The organism is Eubacterium maltosivorans, assembly GCF_002441855.2.
Classification (GTDB): domain Bacteria; phylum Bacillota; class Clostridia; order Eubacteriales; family Eubacteriaceae; genus Eubacterium; species Eubacterium maltosivorans.
The window spans coordinates 1,382,576-1,401,957 of the sequence record NZ_CP029487.1 but is presented as its reverse complement, the minus strand read 5'-3'; the positions used below and the strand labels follow the sequence as shown (position 1 = coordinate 1,401,957).

Sequence of the window (19,382 nt, the reverse complement as noted above, 5' to 3'; positions counted from 1 at the left end):
AAGATAAATATAACGATTTAACGAAAGATTCTAGGAGGAAAACATGAGAAACAGTAAAAACGGTGAAGTGGAGAAATTGTATCGCGTTCTTGGTATCGAAAATACAAATAGGACGATAAGAAATACGATTAATTTGGGAACATTGAATAATGAATTGAATTCTAATTTTTCGTCATTTGGTAATAAGCTAAACGGAAGTTGGAATAATACGGTTGTCACATTTAACAAATGAGCGTAGATCCCCTTGCCGAGGCGAGGGGATTTTTTATTTTTTCATGTTTAAAATATTATTACCTGGGTATAATTAATCTCGAACACACATACCTCTTACTTTTTAAAATACAAATTACTCTCCCCATTAACTTTTCCTTTTTTAGAGCTCTCGGTCTTCGGATCGGGAGTTTTTTGTTTTTTGAATGATAGAGTGCAGAAAGCGGAAAACGCGGCTTATTTTTCTGCAATCTGGCAATCTAAAGGCACATAATCCTGCGTCACCATCCCCATAGCAGCATTCGCATCATACAACCATTCCTCAGCTTTAGAATGGGGTATAATCACTGGCATCCGGTCGTGGATGGCCACAACAGGTTCAACGGGTGCCTTGGTCAGAATAACATATTCCGACTCGTTTTCATGCTGCCGGAACACCCCGCCAATATAAAGAGCCTCATCGTCCTCAGCTTGAAAAATATATTTGTTCTTTTCCTTGTCCCACTCGTAAAACCCGATGGCCGGCACAATGCAGCGCCGTTCCAGAAAGTCTTTTTTGAAGGTTTTCTTTTCGAGAATAGTTTCTGAACGGGCATTAATCAGCAGCCCTTTTCTAAAAGAAACTTCATAACCCCACTTCATTACTTCCAAACTCTTTCCATTTTGATCCGGTGTCGGCGCATAGATCGGCGCCATGTTGGAGGGGTAAATATCGCCCTTCTTGACCGCTAAGTTATGCTTACGGTTTACTTCTTCGATTATTTCTCGTATTTCCGCTTGTTCCTTATCACTATATAAAACATATCGTCCGCACATTTTAGACACTCCTTTTCATACTTTGTTTTTCTACCTATATGCCCATAAGGTTTTCTTAAAATCAAACTCCCACATGGTGTAAGAAACTATAAAGCAAATAAACGTTCGACTTTTTGAACGAATGTTTGTAAAATGTAAGAGAAATAACTTTTCTTGAAAGGGAAGTAAAATGGAAAGAAAAGATAGAGTTATCCTGCACAGCGACTGCAACAGCTTTTATGCGAGTGTCGAAGCGCTGCACCATCCAGAACTCGCAGGCCTGCCATTGGCAGTAGCGGGTGATCCAGAGAACCGCCACGGGATTATTCTCGCCAAAAACCAACTGGCGAAACAGCACGGAGTCAAGACCGCTGAGGCCATCTGGGAGGCCAAGCAGAAATGTCCCGGCCTGGTTGTCATTCAACCCGATTATCCGCTCTATTCCAAGTTCTCCAAGATGGCAAGGGCGATCTACTACTCTTATACAGACAAAGTGGAGCCCTTTGGACTCGATGAAGCCTGGCTCGACGTGACCGGAAGTGTGCATTTGTTCGGAAGCGGCGAGGAAATCGCCCAGGAAATCCGGAAACGCATTCGAGAAGAGCTCGGGATTACAGTTTCCATTGGCGTTTCATGGAACAAGATTTTTGCCAAGTTTGGCAGCGACTATAAAAAGCCAGACGCTGTCACCAACATTACCCGGGAGAATTACAAAAAAATCGTCTGGGAAAAGCCCGTGGGCGATCTGCTCTATGTCGGCCGGGCCACAGAAAGAAAGCTGCGGAAACGGGGCATTGATACAGTCGGGCGGTTGGCAGAAGTCCCCGTTACAGAGCTGCGTCTCTGGTTTGGAAAAATCGGAGAAGTGCTCTGGACATTTGCCAACGGACACGACATCAGCGAGGTCAAGCTTTTTGATCCGCAGCACAATGACAACGATAGAGTGATTAAAAGTATCGGAAACAGTATCACCACACCGCGGGATTTGGTTTGCGAAAATGAGGTGAAATTGGTATTATATATGCTTACAGAATCTGTAGCAATGCGCACCAGAGAAGCTGGGTTTAAATGCAAAACCTTTGCCATTTCAGTGCGGGATAAAAACCTGCAGAGCTTCACCAGACAGCTTAAACTGGATAAGCCCACTGATATTACCCGAGAGATGGCCGAAGCCGCCATTAAGCTGTTTAAAGCCAATTATAACTTTTCCGACCAGTCCGCCATTCGGTCATTGGGCGTCCGGGCGTGCGACCTGATCGGCGCCGCCACACCGGTACAGCTGGATCTATTCGGCAGCGAAGAACAGCGTATCCGGCAGGAGCGCCTTGACAGTACCATCGACAAGCTTCGGAGCCGCTTCGGGAATAACATCGTCCGCCGGGCTATTACACTGGGAGATACAATGTCCGAATTAGACCCGAAACGGGACAACGTGATTCATCCGGTAGGCTATTTCTAGGGGGAGAAGATAAATGCAGTATGAAAAGAAATACGTCGAGGTCATCGCAAAGATCAGAGAAAATGGCAGCATTGTGCCCATGTATATTGGCTGGGAGGACAACCGTTATTTTAAGGTTGACGAGGTTATCGAGGTGCGGCAGGCTGCATCACTCAAAGCAGGCGGCCAAGGGATACGCTTTCAGGTGCGTATTGGAAACGCCATATCTTACGTGTACTATGAAAAACCATGCTGGTTCGTGGAAAAGCGAGTAAATTGAAAGGGGGAAAGAAGGATGAAAATCGCACAAGAGTATAAAGGCTATTACTTGGATGTATTCTACAAGGGCGGGGTTGTGAATGGCATTATTCAGCAGACACAGGATCGACTCCAAGGAATGACCATTGAGGAAGTTGTACGGGAGTTTAAAAAGAAAGTTAACTTGTTAGGATGAGACATGCAAAAATGCGTGTCTTTTTTTATCTTAAAAACACTTTACAATAGTACGCATATGTACTATAATGTATATATAAGTTAAATGAAGTGGAGAGAAAAGCAATGGTAACTTTTTTCAGAAATAACAAGGGAAGAGATGTCGAGATAAATATACATGAATTTACAAGTTTTTGTTCGATGATCGTCGACATTAAAGTGGATGGTGTGGTATATGCGGACAAGGCAGAAGCAACAACGGGTTTTCCGCTCAATAACCGCAATTTGTTAGTCTTAAAATTTGCGGCCGATACTGGCGATACGCAAGGGAAAGAGTGTAGGTTGGTAATCTGTGACTTAGGACTAGAAAAAAACATGACCGCAGAAGAAATTTTAAAGAATCGTGAGATAGCGGATTATCTCTATAAAATTACTAAGAGAGAAAGTATTTATCCATACACAACGGAACACTGGAGAAATTGGGAGGACTAAACATACCTGGGAGGAAAAATGGCTCACAGAAAAAAAGTTGGTGAAAAGTACGGCAGACTAACGATAATAGAAAAATTACCTAGTGTTGTTAAAAGTGGCCAAACTAGATCACTATTTAAATGTAGATGTGACTGTGGAAAAATTGTGGATGTTACCGGAGATACTCTTGGATGGAGTGTAAACAGTTGTGGTTGCCTTCAGGAGGAATCACGCAAGAAAATAATCCCGGAAGGTACTCGTTTCGGCAGACTTAGGGTAAAGGGAATAGATCGCCTTGAAAAAGGCCGGGGTTATTACTATAAGTGCGAGTGTGATTGTGGAAATTTTACCGTTGTACGTGGAGACGCTTTAAGAGATGGAACAACGTCAAGCTGTGGCTGCTACCACGATGAACTTTTCCGTGAGCATAAGCCAAATTATTCTGAAATGTTTGTTGAAGGTACACAGATTGGGAAAATAAAGTCGAATAAAGTTGCTCAAAATAGTACATCAGGTGTAAAGGGCGTAACGTGGCATAGTCGTATTGGAAAATGGCAAACACGCATACAGTTTAAGGGAAAAATGTACCATTTAGGATATTTTGATAATATTGACAAGGCTAAAAAAGTGAGAAAGCAGGCAGAAGAAGAACTTTACGGTGATTTTTTGAAATGGTATGAGGAGGAACACCAAAAAGAGAAAAGTTGATCATCACAAAAATGACAGAAAATATGGAGAGAAAATGAAAATCGAAGAATTTAGAAAAGAAAATAATTTGACTCAGAAAGCGTTAGCTGAGATATTAACCGAGCATGGTTACAAATGTACACAACGGGTTATTTCTTTTGTTGAGAAAGGCAGTAGAAAGCCGACATATGAAATGTTGGTTGCTTTCAAAAAAGCATTTCCTCATGCAAAGGTTGATGACTGGTTTTTTTAAGACATCTTAATGGTGTCTTTTTTTATTCTTAAATATCATAAATAAAGCTTGACAATAGTACGTATATGTACTATAATATAAGTATAAAATAAACAAAGGAGATACAAAATGACAAAGAAAAATTTATTTGAAGAAGCCCACAAAATGACAAAGGAAATTATTGAAGAAAACGAAGAAAAAAACATCGACTACCAGGCACAGTTTGGCTTGTGTGTTACTTACCTACTGGAAACCAAAGATGGCAAACAGATTACCATTAAAATTAAAGGGGATGCCACCGATAAAGAAAAGGCACAGATCAACAAAGTTGCCAAAGCCTTCGCAGACTACTACTGCGATGATGTTTGTACCGTAGAGTTCAAAATCTGGAGACGCTACGGCTTCAACCGCGCTTACATTGAGTACAGCGAACGTAGCGCATACCAAAACAAAAAAAGAAGCTTTTATGATTTTGACAAAAAATTTTTAAAAGATTCCTATGTCCGTTATGGAAAAGGGGCAAAATAATGAAAAAATGGGACGTATTTAATCAATGTACTTGTGAGTACATGACCAAAGATGATGACTGGCTGGACTACATTCCCCGAAAAGGGATTATCGAATTAACATTTTTTAAAACTTGCACTAAAAATTGTCTGGAGGTTAATTATAAAAGTGGAAAAAGTCTTATTTATGAAGATGTCTTCGGCACCTGGGGTTTCCCCGTACAGTTTGTATAAAAAAGGCGCTACCCCGAACCACCAGAGAAGCGCCAAAGCATAACAACCACCCAAAGGATGTGTTATGAGCTAATTATAACACATCCTTAGAAAATAAGGAGAAAAAAATGATTTTAAGCAACGATATGTATTACCAGGATTATCTTAAATTCTGGATGGATAATTATTCCGTTCCAAACAACCGGGATACTACCACTAAAAGCTATCAGTATACCATCACAAAGCGCATTAATCCGGCGCTTGGCAGCCACAAGCTTAATGAGTTGAGCGCCGCGAATATCCAGGCATTTATTAACAGCTTGCTGCCTCTTAAAAAATGGACCATTATTGCCACCTTGAAAATTATCCGGCACAGTTTAAACATTGCGACAGACACGCTGGACTTGCTTGTGGAAAATCCCTGCGATAAGGTCTTTGTCCCGAAAACAGCCGAGTCCTCCCGTGTCACGGGTTTGTGCGACGAGGAGGTCTTAAAGGTTTTGAAGGATACGGAAAAAAGAGCCTGTGGGGTCCCGATCCGGTTGGCATACCTGACGGGAATGCGCGCTGGTGAGGTATGCGCGCTGACCTGGGATCGTGTAGACTTTGAAAAAAGGACACTCTATATTGAGCATGGCCTGACCTCTCTGGATAAAACAAACTGGCGGATCAGCCCGCCAAAAACAAAAACATCAATCCGGGAGCTGCCAATGCACGAAGGACTTTATCAGTTTTTAAAGAATCTTAAACGGCAACAGGAAAAAGCCGAAAAGAAAAAGGGGTATCGCTTTTACAGAATCTGCGATGATGGTTATATTGTAGCTTGCAGCCAGAAGGAATCTAACGTCCGTTTTGTGTGTGCTAAACCCGATGGCTTTTTTACGCATCCGGTCTGCCTGGCCACAAACTGCGCGAGGGTTGCAAAGCGTGTTGGCTTCCGGTTTACCTTCCATATGCTGCGCCATACTTACGCGACACAGCTTTTAGAAAACAAAGCGAGCATTGTGGATATTTCTAACCGCCTGGGACACGCAAGCACAGAAACCACCTTAAATATTTATTTGCACCGAACAACAAAAATGGCCGAAGCCACGAACTCAATTCTTGATGAAAAATTTATAAAAATTTCTTGAAATAAAGCATTAAAGGTTGTAAGATAGATATATAATTAAATGCAAATTTTTTAAGCTTAACATGATGGATGTATTTAAGTGTAAACAAATTAATTTGTTAGCATGTTGAAGATTAACTTTTTGAAGTATTTAAATGGTTTTTATCCAGTGGAGCATAAAAACGCAGATGAAGTTTAAAAAAAGAGAGTCCGTTAAATGGATTCTCTTTTTATTTTGCAAGAAAAAAGTAGGACAAAAAGTAGGACAAAAAAACTTATAAACGACCAAGAATAAGCAAGACAACACTGTGAAAGAAATATTCAAATAAAAAGATTTTCAAAAAATAAAAAAACGACCGACTATTCAAGATCGGTCAGAAACTGCTTAAAATGGAGCTGAGAGGGGGACTCGAACCCCCGGCCTGCTGATTACGAATCAGCTGCGCTACCATCTGTGCCATCCCAGCATAAAAAAGCAAAATTGATTACGAATCAATTGCGCTACCATCTGTGCCACTTCAGCTTAAGATTTCAGCTCTCATATGATAACACAATGGAGCTGTTTTGGCAATCCTTTATTTTCAATATCTGAGCTGCTTTTAAAAAAAAATGAATCCAGCGGCAATGCCTGGGTATATGCTTAAGATATAAAGTGAAAAAATGGAAAAGGGGTTTAAAAAATGAATTACTTACAGTTGCTTGAACACTCAGAAAAGGAAAGAAACGACGCGCTTCTGTCTTTGGATTTGAACCGAATTAAGGTTTATTGTATAAAATTTGGGCTATTTATTCCAGATAATGATAATGTCTTTTGAGAAAGTGTACATAAAGCGGTCTTGCAGATAAGAGACGCAGACGTTGAGCAAAGAGAAAAGTCCAGAAGATGGCTCAGAGAAAACGGCGCTTCACTTGAATGTAGTTTTATGCCTTGAACAAAAGCTATATCAAGTGAAGGTCGGCTAGACCTCTCAGTTATTGAACAGCGAGATCCATTGAACTAGAATCGAAACATAGTATAGCGAAATGAGTGGAGCAAGTCAAGTGAATAAATCAAAAAATCATTGTTTATAAAACCAGTAAAGTCATAAAAGGATTGAAGTCAATAATTTTAATTCCCTGCAACGTATTTGAGGTGGTTCTGGATAAATATTTCCGGAGAGATTCCCGTCTTTTTATTGATAAAGAGCGGCTAAAGTGGTAAAATAAGTCTATAAATGTATTGAATGATATAGAATGAGGTGGAAAAAGGATGGATGCTTACGCAGCAGAGAAAATTGCGACAAGAAAGTTTATAGAGCATATAGGACAGGAGTTCCTTCGTCAGAATACGAAGAATATGACTTCCAGCTCTGAAACGATAGGAAATATTTTTAAAATCACTTGGAAAATGGATGATGTAAACGCCGATGAGGTTTTGACAACAGGCGACGAAAAGAATGAAACGCAGTTTGTCAGTATAACTGTTGATATGGAAAACGGCGAGGTCCAGGTAGTAGAGGATACAACAACCGAATAAAAAGGTCCCGGTTCGCCGGGATTTTTTCAGGTATAAACAGACAGGAGAAAACGATGCTGAAAAATGACTATTTGATGGAAATGATTGGAGCTATGTGCCGGGCGGTCAGTGAAATAATTTTCAAGCGGTCAAAAAAAGAATATGCAGAGTGCCACTCATTGGCCAATGACCAGTATCAAAGCCTTCTGGGCATGTCGCTTGATATGATTCTCAGTCTGCCATCGGAAACCGTTTTTGATCTGCTTGGAAACTTTGGAGAGGTCGAGCCTAAAAAGGTACTGACTCTTGTGGATCTTCTAAAAGAGGACAGCGAGGTTTTCAGGGCAGAAGCGAACGACGCCACCGCAGACGCCATCCGTGAAAAATGCGAGGATCTTTTAAATCTGCTGGATCGTTACGACCTGGACGATGAGGCTCTGGCTGAGTTGGACAAACGCATGGCGGATTTTGGGATTGACTGATAAAGAAAAGGCTTGTTATTTTAAAGATTTTGGGGTAATATTATTTTAAAGTATTTCAATGGCGAAAGCTTGAGGAAATACTTTTTTTATATTTTGTTTGGAGGAAAACAGAATGGAAAAAAAACCTAAAATAGGGGTACTACCCCTTTATGATACAAAACAGGCAAGCAAATGGAACAGTATCTGGATTTTTCCGGGATATTTAAATGGTATTTTGGAGGCCTCAGGGATGCCCTTTGTGTTGCCGCTTTTAGAGGACGAAGCGGATATCCGCGCGCTTGTAAATGAGTTTGACGGTTTTTTGTTTACCGGCGGACAGGATGTGGATCCAACACTTTACAATCAGGAAATGACCGAATACTGCAATGAGGTTTCGCCAGAACGGGATTATATGGAGGCGATTTTGTTTGATGAGGTTCGAAAACAGGACAAAGCCCTCTTTGGTGTTTGCCGCGGCCTTCAGTTTTTTAATGTGGCTCTGGGCGGCACACTCTATCAGGATTTAGTAGCACAGAAAAAGGACATGGAACCTATACAGCATGCCCAGAAAACAGAATTTGTTTTTCCAGTGCACGATATTGAGATTAAAGAAGGCAGTAAGCTGTTTGAAATTATTGGTGAAAAAACAATTCGCGTCAACAGCATGCACCATCAGGGAATCGCAGAGCTTTCTCCGCAGCTGGAGGCGACAGCGCGTGCAAAAGATGGGCTGGTGGAAGCCGTTGAGATACCAGATATGACTTATGGTCTGGCAATTCAGTGGCATCCCGAGTTCCTGTGGCCTAAGCGCGCATACGAGCGTGATTTATTTAAAGCCTTTGTGAAGGCGGCGAGAAAACAGGCATAATAAAAAGACGTATCCGATACCGGATGCGTCTTTTTAAGTTACCGGTTGTGTCTTTTGTAGAGAATACCAATGATGACGACGGCGATGATGACAATGGCTGCAACCACTGCAACCGAAGTCCCGGTAATGGAAGCGGCAGATTTTACCGTGGTAAAATGAATTTCCACAGGCGTTTGCAAGTGCTCTCCAGTTGTTGAGGTCAGAGAGGTACCGACCTTTATGATATATTCCTGATTGTTTTTTAAATTATCCTTTGGATTGATTCGAATCGTTCCCCAATCCTCGGGATCAATCAGATCATCGGATAAGACAATGTCTGCATCTACCTGTTTGCCTTCACTCCAAAGGGTTACGGCGTTCTCATTTGTTTCTCTTACGGCTGTGTTGACCACATTCTGATTGAAGGATACAGAAATTTCTGTGAAAGGTTGTACATCTGTGGCGCCATCCTGTGGGACGCTGGAGGTCAGCGTTAGGGGACTGCCAACCGCCCCCTCATTAAGAGCAGGGTCTCCGGCCGGCGTTTCGGCCAGAATCGGATTGAAACTGCTCATTAGCAGGATGGAGAGAATTGCAGTAAGGCTTGTTTTTAAATATTTATTTTTCATTATTACGGCTCCTTGATTTTACATAAGATACAATAACAATTACCCAAAATTCTTAAATAAAAAACGATTTTCCCATGTCTGTGTTATAATGGTTCAGAAAAGCGATAAAAATTTTAGAAGGGAGCCAGTTTTTGAAAAAAGAAAAGAGAGAAAAAAATGCAAGTGAGCCAACCAAAAAAAGCCGTGGCAAGTTTTTTTTGTATATACTGCTTCGTGTTTTAGTCGTTGCGGTTATGATTGCCCAAATCTGGAATCAAAATTGGAACAATGTTTTTCTATGCGTGCTGACATTAATTTTATTTATGATTCCCAGCTTTGTGGATAAGCAGCTTCACATTGAAATGCCGACAACTCTTGAAATTATTATTATATTATTTATTTTTTCAGCGGAAATTTTAGGTGAGATTCAGGAATATTATCTGATTTTTGACCATTGGGATGCGATGCTGCACACTATAAACGGTTTTTTAATGGCAGCTATTGGCTTTTCATTGATTGATATTTTAAACCAGAATGAAAATTTCAGCATGAGTCTTTCACCGGTTTTTGTAGCCGTTTTTGCATTCTGCTTTTCAATGACCATTGGCGTGCTCTGGGAGTTTTTTGAATTTGGAGCCGATTGGTTTTTCCAAACCGATATGCAAAAAGATACGATTATTCACAGTATCAGCTCCGTGATCTTTAATCCTGAAGGAAAAAATGTTGCGGTAACCATCCCAATCGAAAGCATTGTTGTCAATGGACAGACCTGGAATTATGGTGGCTACATCGATATTGGGCTGGTGGACACGATGTCCGATTTATTCGTTAATTTTATCGGCGCTGTTGTCTTTTCGATCTTTGGTTTGTTTTATATCAAGGGCCGTGGAAAGGGGACCTTCGTAAAGCGTTTTATGCCAAAGCTCAAGAAGAAACAGTTGGAAGAAAATGCGGAAACAGAAGCGTCTGAGAATTTGAGTGACTCTGAGAATAACGCTAAAGAGTAGAACAGAGAGGCGCTGCGAAAGGCGGCGTCTCCCTCTGTTTAATTGAATTTGGACGTTTCTTAGAACTAATTTGTTAATAAAATAACTTGACAATTATTGATGAAAATGGTATTATTGTTTACAGTTAATGAAAACGTTTTTGAAACGCAGGATATAAGGTGGAATCAAGGGGGATACCATCTTCGGAAATGATATCTGGATGAACGTTTTCTTAATGGGGAAAATGAAGGGGAGTTAGATGCCTGGTACAAGGGGGTGCCAGGTATCTTTGTTTTTTGATAAAATTTACCGGAGGATAGCGATAATTCACACGAATAGAAAGGGTATAATATAGAAAGAATATATAAAATAAATAAGGAGCATGATAAAATGCTTGTTTTAGTTGTATCTGCTTTATTATTCAGCCTTTCGTCCAATCTTGACAACATTGTAGTTGGTCTGGCCTTTGGGATTAAAAAAATTCATCTTGACGCAGTCTCGAATCTGACTGTCGCTGTTATTACGACAACAGGAACGGTCATCGCTATGCTCTTTGGCAAATGGCTGTCCGGATATTTGCCAGATCGTATAGGAAATGAGTTGGGTGCCGGGATTATTATACTGTTGGGGATTTATTTTGTCATACAGGGAATCATCAAGCTTTTAAAGGAGAAAAAGTCAGGCAGCTATGCTATGAAAAGCACGGATGAAATGGCAGAAAAGATGGACGCATCGGTTCGTGATAAGTCCCATATTCGATACCGTGAAATTGTGACCGTGGCACTTGGACTGACCTTTAACAATTTAGGAACAGGGATAGCGGCCAGTATTACCGGTGTCAATATCGTCTTGACAGCAGTGTGTACTTTTATGATAAGCCTTATCGCTTTATGGTTGGGTTCACGACTTGGAGGACGCGTAGTTGGTCCGCTTTTAGGGGATTACGCGCCGGCTGTCTCCGGTGTGTTATTGGTTATCTTAGGTTTAATTGAAATGTTCTGGTAAATATGAATAAACTTCTTGTTATTTTGGTGCACTTAGGATAGAATAAGAAAGACAAATGAGTTGATGCCCGGGGAGCTTTTGCTGAGATTGGATTGAATCCTAAACCCGTTTTACCTGATGCGGTGTAACGCCGTCGTAGGGAGGACAAGTTGAGCCAAGCAGCGTACCCGTGGGTGCGCTTTTTTTGTTGAAAAACTGAAAAAGTTAAGGAGAAAATATGGAGCTGTACACAACTCAAATGGATGCCGCACGCCGTGGCATTGAAACAGAAGCAATGAAGCGTGTCGCGGAATATGAAAACATGCCCTTAGACACTTTAATGGGCTTGGTGGCAAAGGGACAGGTAGCTATACCGGCCAACAAGAACCACCGCTGTCTGACGCCCTATGGGGTCGGCAGTGCATTAAAGACAAAAATTAACGTCAATCTTGGGACATCCAGAGACTGTCTGAATTTGGATGTGGAAATGGAAAAGGTAAGAAGTGCTGTCGACATGGGGGCAGAAGCCATTATGGACCTGAGTTCCTTTGGGGATACACGTAAGTTTAGACGCAAGCTGACAGAGAGCTGTCCGGCCATGCTCGGCACTGTGCCGATCTATGACGCCGTCGTGTATTACAACAAGCCGCTTCAGGAAATTACCCCTCAGGAATGGATTGATGTTGTGCGGATGCATGCAGAGGACGGCGTTGATTTTTTGACGCTGCATTGCGGAATCAACCGTTCAACCGCGGACCGTTTTAAGAATAACGGCCGCCTGATGAACATCGTATCCCGCGGAGGTTCACTGATTTTTGCCTGGATGGAAATGACCGGCAATGAAAATCCGTTCTTTGAGTTTTATGATGAGATTTTGGAAATCTGCCAGGAACATGATGTTACCATCAGTCTTGGCGATGCCTGTAGACCTGGCTGTATTGCAGACGCCGGTGATATTTCGCAGATTTCTGAGCTGGTAACCCTTGGAGAGCTGACACAGCGCGCATGGGATAAGAATGTCCAGATTATTGTTGAAGGACCTGGACATATGCCGCTTAACCAGATTCAGGCCAATATGGAAATTCAGCAGACAATCTGTAAAGGCGCACCTTTTTATGTACTGGGACCACTGGTAACAGACATCGCGCCAGGCTATGACCACATTACTTCGGCCATTGGCGGCGCCATCGCAGCTACCTATGGGGCATCCTTTCTGTGTTATGTCACGCCGGCTGAGCATTTGAGACTGCCAGACGTCGATGACGTTAAAGAAGGTATCATCGCGTCAAAAATTGCGGCTCATGCAGCGGATATTGCTAAGGGACTGCCGGGAGCAGCCGACTGGGATTATCAGATGGGCGTTGCAAGACGCGAGCTTGACTGGGATAAAATGTTTGACCTGGCCATTGATCCTGAAAAGGCAAAACGTTACCGCGCAGAATCAACGCCAGAGAACCAGGATACCTGTACCATGTGCGGGAAGATGTGTTCAGTGAGAAATATGAACAAGGTCTTAAACGGCGAGCATGTGGATATTATGGAAGACACAGTGAAGTGCCCTTCCGATAAATAAACAGCGCGCGCAGGTGATTGGTTCGGCTTAAAAGGCCGGCTTTCACCTGCGCTTTATTTTTAGAGGAGAAAAGATGATCCGATTAAACGAAAATTTTGTCAATATTTTTGAAAATACTCAGAGAAAACCACAACTGGTTCATAACATCACCAACTATGTCACCGTCAACGACTGCGCGAATATTCTTTTGGCGATGGGGGCTTCCCCGATCATGGCGGATGATATTAAAGAGGTAGAGGAGATTACCACGATTTGCAGCGCGCTGGTACTCAATATCGGAACACTGAACAGCCGGACTGTCGAATCGATGATCGCGGCTGGAAAAAAAGCCAATGAACTGGGGCATCCTGTGGTACTGGACCCCGTGGGGGCAGGCGCTTCAAAGCTCAGAACAGAAACAACCCACCGGCTGTTGAAGGAAGTGAAGTTTTCTGTTATCCGGGGCAATATTTCTGAGATTAAAACAGTCTATGCCGGAGCGGGTACAACAAAAGGCGTTGACGCCGACGTTAAAGATGCCGTGACGGCTGAGACACTGGACGCCACCATCGCTCTGGCTAAAGAACTGGCCGAAAGAACAGGCGCGGTCATTGCAATTACAGGAGCCATAGATCTCATCGCAGATGCCAAAAAAGCCTATGTGGTTAAAAACGGACATTGCGATATGTCTAAAATTACCGGTACTGGCTGTATGCTCAGCGCCATGACAGCAGCCTATGTGGCGGCCAATCCGGAAAAGGCCTTGGAAGCGGCTGTCTGCGCGGTAGCCAGCATGGGAATTGCCGGTGAGCTGGCTTCACGCCAGGTCACAAATAATCAGCTGGGCACAGGAAGCCTGAGAACCTTAATCATTGATAATATCAGCACTATGACAGGAAATACCATTGAAACCTACGCAAAAATTACCTTGATTCCATGAGGTGAAAAAGCTAAAATAATGTTATAAAATATTTCAATCGGGTATAAAATAAACAGGAAAAGTGAAAGCTGAAATTTGACTGTCAAATTAGGAGAATTATGAAAAACAATGTGAAAAAAGAAGACATGCTGCTCTATATCGTTACAGACCGTTCCTGGCTTGGAGAAAGTACCCTTGAGGAAGAGGTTTGTGCTGCGATAGAAGGCGGCGCGACCTTTCTTCAGATCAGGGAAAAGGATATGGCACGCCAAGATTTTGTCGGCGAAGCCCGGAGCCTGAAGGGACTGGCGGAGGCGGCAGGTATCCCTTATGTGATCAATGATGACGTGGACATCGCTTTGGAAGTGGATGCGGACGGTGTGCACATTGGTCAAAGCGATGGTGCTGTGGCGGAGGCCCGCAGAAAGATTGGTCCGAATAAAATTCTGGGTGTGTCTGCGCAAACCCTTGAACAGGCTTTGGCCGCAGAGAAGGACGGCGCAGATTATCTTGGTGTAGGAGCTGTTTTCTCAACTTCTACGAAAACAGATGCGAAGGAGGTTTCTTTCGAGACGCTTAAGAGCATTTGCAGCAGTGTGAAAATCCCTGTGGTTGCTATTGGTGGCATCAATGAAGAAAATCTGTTGGAGCTTTCTGGCTCAAAGGTTGATGGCGTTGCGGTTATTTCAGCTGTGTTTGCCCAGCCGGATACGCGGGCGGCGGCACAGAAAATTCGAAAATTATCTGAAAAGATGGTGAAATCAAATGATTAAGGCATTGACAATTGCAGGCTCCGATTGCAGCGGAGGCGCAGGTATACAGGCAGATATCAAAACTTTTACGGCTTATGGTGTTTATGGTATGAGTGTTATTACAGCCATAACAGCACAAAATACGACAGGCGTATTCGGTGTGGAAGATATCTCTGAAAAAATGGTAGAAGCCCAGATGGATGCAGTCTTTACGGATATTGTGCCAGATGCGGTAAAAATAGGTATGGTCTCGTCTGAAGCGATTATCCATGCTATTTCCAAAAAGCTGAAGGAATATACGCCCTCAAATATTGTGTTGGACCCGGTTATGGTTTCTACGAGCGGTGACGCACTTTTTGACAGGGCCGCCCAGTCGGTTTTAATTAATGAACTGATGCCGCTGGCGGATTTGATCACTCCGAATATTTCGGAAGCTGAAATTTTGTCAGGTATTCCCATTCAAACCAAAAACGATATGATCCGCGCTGCCCGTGATATTGCAGGTTATTATAAAGGGGCAATATTGATAAAAGGCGGACATTTGGAGGATCGGGCAGATGATTTGTTTTATTATGAAGGCTTTGGTTACTGGCTTCCAGAAGAAAAGGTCGATAATCCCAATACTCATGGCACAGGCTGTACGCTGTCCTCTGCGATTGCCGCAAGTCTGGCACAGGGTGCCACGATGATGGATGCTGTTAAGAATGCAAAAGCCTATGTGCATGGCGCAATCGTAGATGGCCTTGACCTTGGAAAAGGAAACGGACCCCTGAATCATTTGTATCAATTGAAGAATTAATTTTGTCTAACCCCCTCTGGGGGTTTTCTTAATTTGCTTGTAAAAACTTGAAAAAGGTGTTACACTGGAAATAACCCCTGGAGGGGGTTGTGGAGGTGCATCATGTTTCATTTGAAAATGAACAGAAATGACCTGAAGGTCATTGGTGTATTAGCGTTGCCGGTAATGGCGGAGACAATATTACAGACTTTTTTGGGAACAGTTGATACCCTTTTTGCAGGGCAGATTTCAGACGAAGCCATTGCGGCAGTTGGCGTAACGAACCTGATTGTCAACATCTTTATTGCGTTTTTTACAGCAGTCAGTGTTGGCACACTGGCTGTTATCGGCAGATATGTTGGCCGTAGTGATACGGAAAAGGGTAACAGGGCGCTTCAGCAATCTGTTTTGCTCAGTCTTTTTATCGGTCTCAGTGTCGGAGTGCTGAATTTACTGCTTTACAGGCCGATTCTTGAGATTTCCGGTGCCGGTGAAGGCATTTTGGTTTATGCCATACCCTATTACATGGTCGTGGTCGTTCCCATTGTGTTCTTATGTCTTTCATTGGTTTTATCCAGCTGTTTGAGGGCTACAAAGGATAATATTACGCCAATGGCCGCTACAGGGATAGCCAATGTACTGAACATTCTTTTAAATGTTTTTTTTATAAAGCTTGGGTTTGGTATCATGGGACTGGCGCTTGCAACCACACTGTCGCGTGTTTTTGGCGTCGGCCTGCTGCTTGCTCGGCTGGCAAGAGGAAACGGTTTTTTAAGGCTGCCGATTAAGGGGTGGGGTATTGATATGGAGATGATCCGGTCGATTTTGCGCATTGGCGTCCCCGCTGGTGGAGAAAAGCTTATCATGCGTGCCGGCCAGTTGGTGTATGGCGCCATGATTTTGTCTATCGGCGGAGAAGCCTATGTGGCCCACAATATTGCAGGGACCATTGAAAACTATACCTATATCCCTTCCATGGGGTTTGGTGTGGCGGCGGCAACGCTGGTCGGCATTGGCTTAGGAGAAAACAATCCAGAGAAGGCACGCCGGATGGCGTTGATGTCCAATACACTCTCAACCATCTTTATGGTGTCGATGGGGATCGTGATTTTTATTTTTGCACCGTTTTTTGCGGCAGCTTTCAGTTCAACGCCAGAGGTTCAGGCGCTTACGGTAACAGTTCTGCGGATGATCGCGCTTTTTCAGCCCTGCAGTGCCCTCACCCAAGTCATTGAGAGTGCGCTTCAGGGAGCTGGCGATACGCGGTATCCCATGTTTTTGACGCTGTTTGGCATCTGGGGAATAAGGGTCTGTGTCGGTTATTTTCTTGGCATTATCTGCGGCTTTGGCCTGGTAGGTGTGTGGACTGCTTATATTATTGATATCTCCGTGCGTGGTTTTTTACTGCTTCGGCGTTTTAATGGTGGTAAATGGCAGATGGTTGCTATATAATACAAGTAAAAGAACAAGGTGAACAGGAGAAAAATAAAATGGCAGCTAAGCATGAACATGAGCATGAAAACCGTAGGGCGGTGCTTAACCGGATGTCCCGCGCCATTGGCCATATGGAATCCGTAAAAAGGATGGTGGAGGAAGGAAGAGACTGCAGTGAAATTCTGATACAGGTCTCTGCGGTGAAATCCGCTATCAACAATATAGGTAAGTTAATTTTAAAGGATCATATCAGCCACTGTGTCGTCGATGCTGTTGAGGAAAACAATCTGGAAGTTCTGGAAGAATTAAATGACGCGATTGATAAGTTTATAAAATAATAATATTTAAAGAATTTTATGATATTCTAAAAAATGAAGACCTTCTATAGTGTTCTTTTGGTTTACGGACACAGGCATTCTGCCGGAGAGTGGGTCTTCGTTTTTCATGTCAGAGTTAAAAAACAGGGGATAAAGAGGTGGAAGCAGTATGCGAGAGTCTATAAAAGCCCTGAAAATTAAAGAGCATTTCATCAAAGCATTTCCGCCGGCGCTGATCCTTTTGTCCATTTTCTTTTCAAATCAGTTTTTTTTCGGTGCGGCCAACGCTATGCTGGCGTCACCGGTAACAGTTCTTTTTCTCAGAACACGCAACGAGGACGGGGTGGAGTGGCATATTCTGAAAGCCTTGAGTGTTAACGTTCTTCTGGCCTTTTGTGCTTTTGCGGCAGGGCTTAACCTTGCAATGACACTCATTATCAATTTAGCGGTTCCGTTTTTACTTGTTTATTTTATGACGGATGAGTATACGCCAGGCAGCTATTTTCCGTTTGGGATGAGCTTTGTTTTTATGCAGCTGATCCCGATTCAGTTTACCGATATTCCCATGCGTCTTCTGGCGCTGGTTTATTCTTTTATTCTGATTTATATTGGTTTGAAGATATGGAAGCATTTCAAACCAGTACCAGCTGTTCATGATATTTCCAAAAATGCTTTTGTTAAAATCACTGAGTCCTTTTCAGCTTTGGTTCAAAACAATCCTGAAGAAGCGAGGGAAGCCCAACGCGCGCTTTTAAAGATTAATCAGAATCTGTGCAACCGGATTTATAAATCGAGACGGCTTCGTTATTTTACCACCATAGAAGGTGCGTGCTATTTTCGGCTTGTAATGATTTTTCAGCGCATGGAAAACCTGATACTGACATTCTTCAGGAACCCGGAACTGATGACTGCTGCCAATAAGGTTTATCTTGAAAATTTCATAGAGGTTCTGAAACATTTGAACAGGGTTTTTGACAGCCGCGAATACAGTGAAGTCATTCAGGAGCTGATCAGTTTTTCTGACAACTGTTTTATGGACCAGACGGATATTAATGACAGCATGCTGCTGGATATTAATCTTTTAATCAACGCTTTGGAGGGAATTTCGAAAACAGCTGGAAAGGGTGTTTACAGGGAATGGGTGGTGCCAAGAAAATCGAGAATGCTATGGCGTATTTATGCTCATCTTTCAAGGGATTCCTTTAAATTTCGCTTTGGGGTCAGGCTGTCACTGGTTTTGACTTTTACGTTTTTGGTGTCCAGGCTCTTGCCAGTAACACATGGCTACTGGCTGCCGCTGGCCGCCTATTTGCTCACGCGTCCTTTTTATGATGAGAGTGTAAGCAAAAGTCTGGACCGGATAAAGGGAACAGTCATTGGACTGATAGCGGCCTTTTTCCTCTTTTCAATCTTTACCACGTACCCTGAGCATATGGTTTTGGCAGTCATTGCCGCCTTTTGCATTTACGCGGCCGATGATTATTCAACACTTGTTGTCTTTGCGACCTGCTTTGCTCTTTCGCTGACAACGCTGTCCATGCAGTCTACCTACGCTTTGGAATTGCGTCTGCTTTTTACCATAGGCGCAGTTATTGTGTCCATACTGGCCAGTAAATTTATACTGCCCATGCGGTACTACGATCAGTTTAAAATAGATATGGAGCGTCTTGTGCTGCTGGACCGGGCGGTGGTTAAATACACAGAGGAGCTTTTGGGAGGAGCGCCGCACCAAGACATCGTTCGAGAGCTTATCCTTAAATCCTATCTTATCAGTGATCAGATTGAAATGAATTATCACGCGTCGGCCTTTGGCTCGTGCGGGCAATTTGTGGAGGGCTTTTTAGCGGAAAACCGTCAGCTGATGACTACCTTGATCGATGTGTACTATCTGATTACGCTGCAAGGGGTTGAAGCGGAGGAAGAACGGTTTGTCAAAAAAGCAGTTGAGCGGTTGGGAATCTGGTTTGAAAAAATACAGCAGTGTCTGAAAAAGAAGGATGCCGCTGACCAGGAACCGGAAAAGATCATTGTAAAGACAAACGCAAGCTACATCATGCGTCTGCTGAGTGCTGGACAGGCAGAAGCCAAGGCTTTTCTGGCTTTTGTCGAAAGAAATGTCAGTAGTTTTTAATAAAACCGGATGCTTCACAGCAT

The 19,382-nt window shown here is 43.0% G+C and carries 24 protein-coding genes and 1 tRNA gene; 22 read left to right on the top strand and 3 right to left on the bottom strand.

Going from position 1 to position 19,382, the window contains the following annotated elements; translation table 11 throughout:
- The first annotated feature begins 43 nt into the window (after window positions 1–43).
- Window positions 44–232, top strand: a complete 189-nt coding sequence (locus CPZ25_RS06860) for a hypothetical protein (protein ID WP_096919950.1) — start codon at window positions 44–46, stop codon at window positions 230–232.
- Window positions 233–447: 215 nt separating this feature from the next.
- Here the strand turns inward: CPZ25_RS06860 and CPZ25_RS06855 are convergent, their stop codons facing one another.
- Complete coding sequence (locus CPZ25_RS06855; protein ID WP_096919951.1) at window positions 448–1,026, bottom strand: SOS response-associated peptidase; 579 nt, start codon at window positions 1,024–1,026, stop codon at window positions 448–450.
- A 169-nt stretch (window positions 1,027–1,195) separates the two neighbouring features.
- Here CPZ25_RS06855 and dinB point away from each other — a divergent pair, with 169 nt between their 5' ends.
- The 9 genes from dinB (at window position 1,196) to CPZ25_RS06815 (ending at window position 6,117) form a co-directional block, all read left to right on the top strand.
- Window positions 1,196–2,464 carry a DNA polymerase IV gene (gene dinB, locus CPZ25_RS06850; RefSeq protein WP_096919952.1) on the top strand — a complete coding sequence of 423 codons (1,269 nt, stop codon included), beginning with the start codon at window positions 1,196–1,198 and terminating at the stop codon, window positions 2,462–2,464.
- A 13-nt stretch (window positions 2,465–2,477) separates the two neighbouring features.
- Window positions 2,478–2,723, top strand: coding sequence for a hypothetical protein (locus CPZ25_RS06845; RefSeq protein ID WP_096919953.1), 246 nt, complete (start codon window positions 2,478–2,480; stop codon window positions 2,721–2,723).
- A gap of 15 nt (window positions 2,724–2,738) precedes the next feature.
- Complete coding sequence (locus tag CPZ25_RS20395; RefSeq protein ID WP_167495185.1) at window positions 2,739–2,897, top strand: hypothetical protein; 159 nt, start codon at window positions 2,739–2,741, stop codon at window positions 2,895–2,897.
- Between the two features lie 104 nt (window positions 2,898–3,001).
- Entirely contained in the window at window positions 3,002–3,367 is a 366-nt protein-coding gene (locus CPZ25_RS06840) for a hypothetical protein (protein ID WP_096919954.1), read from the top strand.
- Window positions 3,368–3,385: 18 nt separating this feature from the next.
- Window positions 3,386–4,054, top strand: a complete 669-nt coding sequence (locus CPZ25_RS06835) for an AP2 domain-containing protein (protein ID WP_096919955.1) — start codon at window positions 3,386–3,388, stop codon at window positions 4,052–4,054.
- A 34-nt stretch (window positions 4,055–4,088) separates the two neighbouring features.
- On the top strand, window positions 4,089–4,286 hold the full coding sequence (locus CPZ25_RS06830) for a helix-turn-helix domain-containing protein (RefSeq protein WP_167495184.1): 198 nt from the start codon (window positions 4,089–4,091) through the stop codon (window positions 4,284–4,286).
- Window positions 4,287–4,394: 108 nt separating this feature from the next.
- Entirely contained in the window at window positions 4,395–4,793 is a 399-nt protein-coding gene (locus CPZ25_RS06825) for a hypothetical protein (RefSeq protein ID WP_096919957.1), read from the top strand.
- Window positions 4,793–5,005 carry a hypothetical protein gene (locus CPZ25_RS06820; RefSeq protein ID WP_096919958.1) on the top strand — a complete coding sequence of 71 codons (213 nt, stop codon included), beginning with the start codon at window positions 4,793–4,795 and terminating at the stop codon, window positions 5,003–5,005. Before CPZ25_RS06825 ends, CPZ25_RS06820 begins: the two co-directional genes overlap by 1 nt.
- A gap of 107 nt (window positions 5,006–5,112) precedes the next feature.
- Window positions 5,113–6,117, top strand: coding sequence for a site-specific integrase (locus CPZ25_RS06815; protein WP_096919959.1), 1,005 nt, complete (start codon window positions 5,113–5,115; stop codon window positions 6,115–6,117).
- A 369-nt stretch (window positions 6,118–6,486) separates the two neighbouring features.
- On the opposite strand, the gene CPZ25_RS06810 is transcribed toward CPZ25_RS06815, so the two are convergent.
- Window positions 6,487–6,562, bottom strand: a tRNA-Thr gene (locus tag CPZ25_RS06810).
- Window positions 6,563–7,344: 782 nt separating this feature from the next.
- Here CPZ25_RS06810 and CPZ25_RS06805 point away from each other — a divergent pair.
- From CPZ25_RS06805 to CPZ25_RS06795, 3 genes are all read left to right on the top strand, one after another.
- Window positions 7,345–7,611 (top strand): hypothetical protein, encoded by a 267-nt coding sequence (locus CPZ25_RS06805; RefSeq protein WP_058693915.1) that lies wholly within the window; start codon window positions 7,345–7,347, stop codon window positions 7,609–7,611.
- A gap of 53 nt (window positions 7,612–7,664) precedes the next feature.
- Entirely contained in the window at window positions 7,665–8,072 is a 408-nt protein-coding gene (locus CPZ25_RS06800) for a hypothetical protein (RefSeq protein WP_058693916.1), read from the top strand.
- 112 nt (window positions 8,073–8,184) lie between these two features.
- Window positions 8,185–8,919, top strand: coding sequence for a gamma-glutamyl-gamma-aminobutyrate hydrolase family protein (locus CPZ25_RS06795; protein ID WP_074617228.1), 735 nt, complete (start codon window positions 8,185–8,187; stop codon window positions 8,917–8,919).
- Between the two features lie 38 nt (window positions 8,920–8,957).
- Here CPZ25_RS06795 and CPZ25_RS06790 read toward each other — a convergent pair whose 3' ends face one another.
- On the bottom strand, window positions 8,958–9,527 hold the full coding sequence (locus CPZ25_RS06790) for an Ig-like domain-containing domain (RefSeq protein ID WP_058693917.1): 570 nt from the start codon (window positions 9,525–9,527) through the stop codon (window positions 8,958–8,960).
- Window positions 9,528–9,658: 131 nt separating this feature from the next.
- On the opposite strand from CPZ25_RS06790, the gene CPZ25_RS06785 reads away from it, so the two are divergent.
- From CPZ25_RS06785 to CPZ25_RS06745, 9 genes are all read left to right on the top strand, one after another.
- Entirely contained in the window at window positions 9,659–10,513 is an 855-nt protein-coding gene (locus CPZ25_RS06785) for a DUF2238 domain-containing protein (RefSeq protein ID WP_096919960.1), read from the top strand.
- Window positions 10,514–10,882: 369 nt separating this feature from the next.
- Window positions 10,883–11,497: a manganese efflux pump gene (locus CPZ25_RS06780; RefSeq protein ID WP_074617230.1), complete on the top strand. Its 615-nt coding sequence runs from the start codon at window positions 10,883–10,885 to the stop codon at window positions 11,495–11,497.
- Between the two features lie 217 nt (window positions 11,498–11,714).
- The gene (thiC, locus tag CPZ25_RS06775; protein ID WP_096919961.1) at window positions 11,715–13,049 is read left to right on the top strand and encodes a phosphomethylpyrimidine synthase ThiC; all 1,335 of its coding nucleotides are present in this window, start codon (window positions 11,715–11,717) and stop codon (window positions 13,047–13,049) included.
- A 73-nt stretch (window positions 13,050–13,122) separates the two neighbouring features.
- Complete coding sequence (gene thiM, locus CPZ25_RS06770) at window positions 13,123–13,968, top strand: hydroxyethylthiazole kinase (protein ID WP_096919962.1); 846 nt, start codon at window positions 13,123–13,125, stop codon at window positions 13,966–13,968.
- Window positions 13,969–14,066: 98 nt separating this feature from the next.
- On the top strand, window positions 14,067–14,720 hold the full coding sequence (thiE, locus tag CPZ25_RS06765) for a thiamine phosphate synthase (RefSeq protein ID WP_096919963.1): 654 nt from the start codon (window positions 14,067–14,069) through the stop codon (window positions 14,718–14,720).
- Complete coding sequence (gene thiD / locus CPZ25_RS06760) at window positions 14,713–15,498, top strand: bifunctional hydroxymethylpyrimidine kinase/phosphomethylpyrimidine kinase (protein ID WP_074617233.1); 786 nt, start codon at window positions 14,713–14,715, stop codon at window positions 15,496–15,498. The genes thiE and thiD overlap by 8 nt, the downstream gene beginning before the upstream one ends.
- A gap of 102 nt (window positions 15,499–15,600) precedes the next feature.
- Entirely contained in the window at window positions 15,601–16,929 is a 1,329-nt protein-coding gene (locus tag CPZ25_RS06755) for an MATE family efflux transporter (protein ID WP_096919964.1), read from the top strand.
- Between the two features lie 38 nt (window positions 16,930–16,967).
- Complete coding sequence (locus CPZ25_RS06750; protein ID WP_058693925.1) at window positions 16,968–17,249, top strand: metal-sensing transcriptional repressor; 282 nt, start codon at window positions 16,968–16,970, stop codon at window positions 17,247–17,249.
- 148 nt (window positions 17,250–17,397) lie between these two features.
- A complete protein-coding gene (locus tag CPZ25_RS06745) occupies window positions 17,398–19,359 on the top strand; it encodes an FUSC family protein (protein ID WP_096919965.1) in 1,962 nt (653 codons plus the stop codon).
- The last annotated feature ends 23 nt before the right edge of the window (window positions 19,360–19,382 follow it).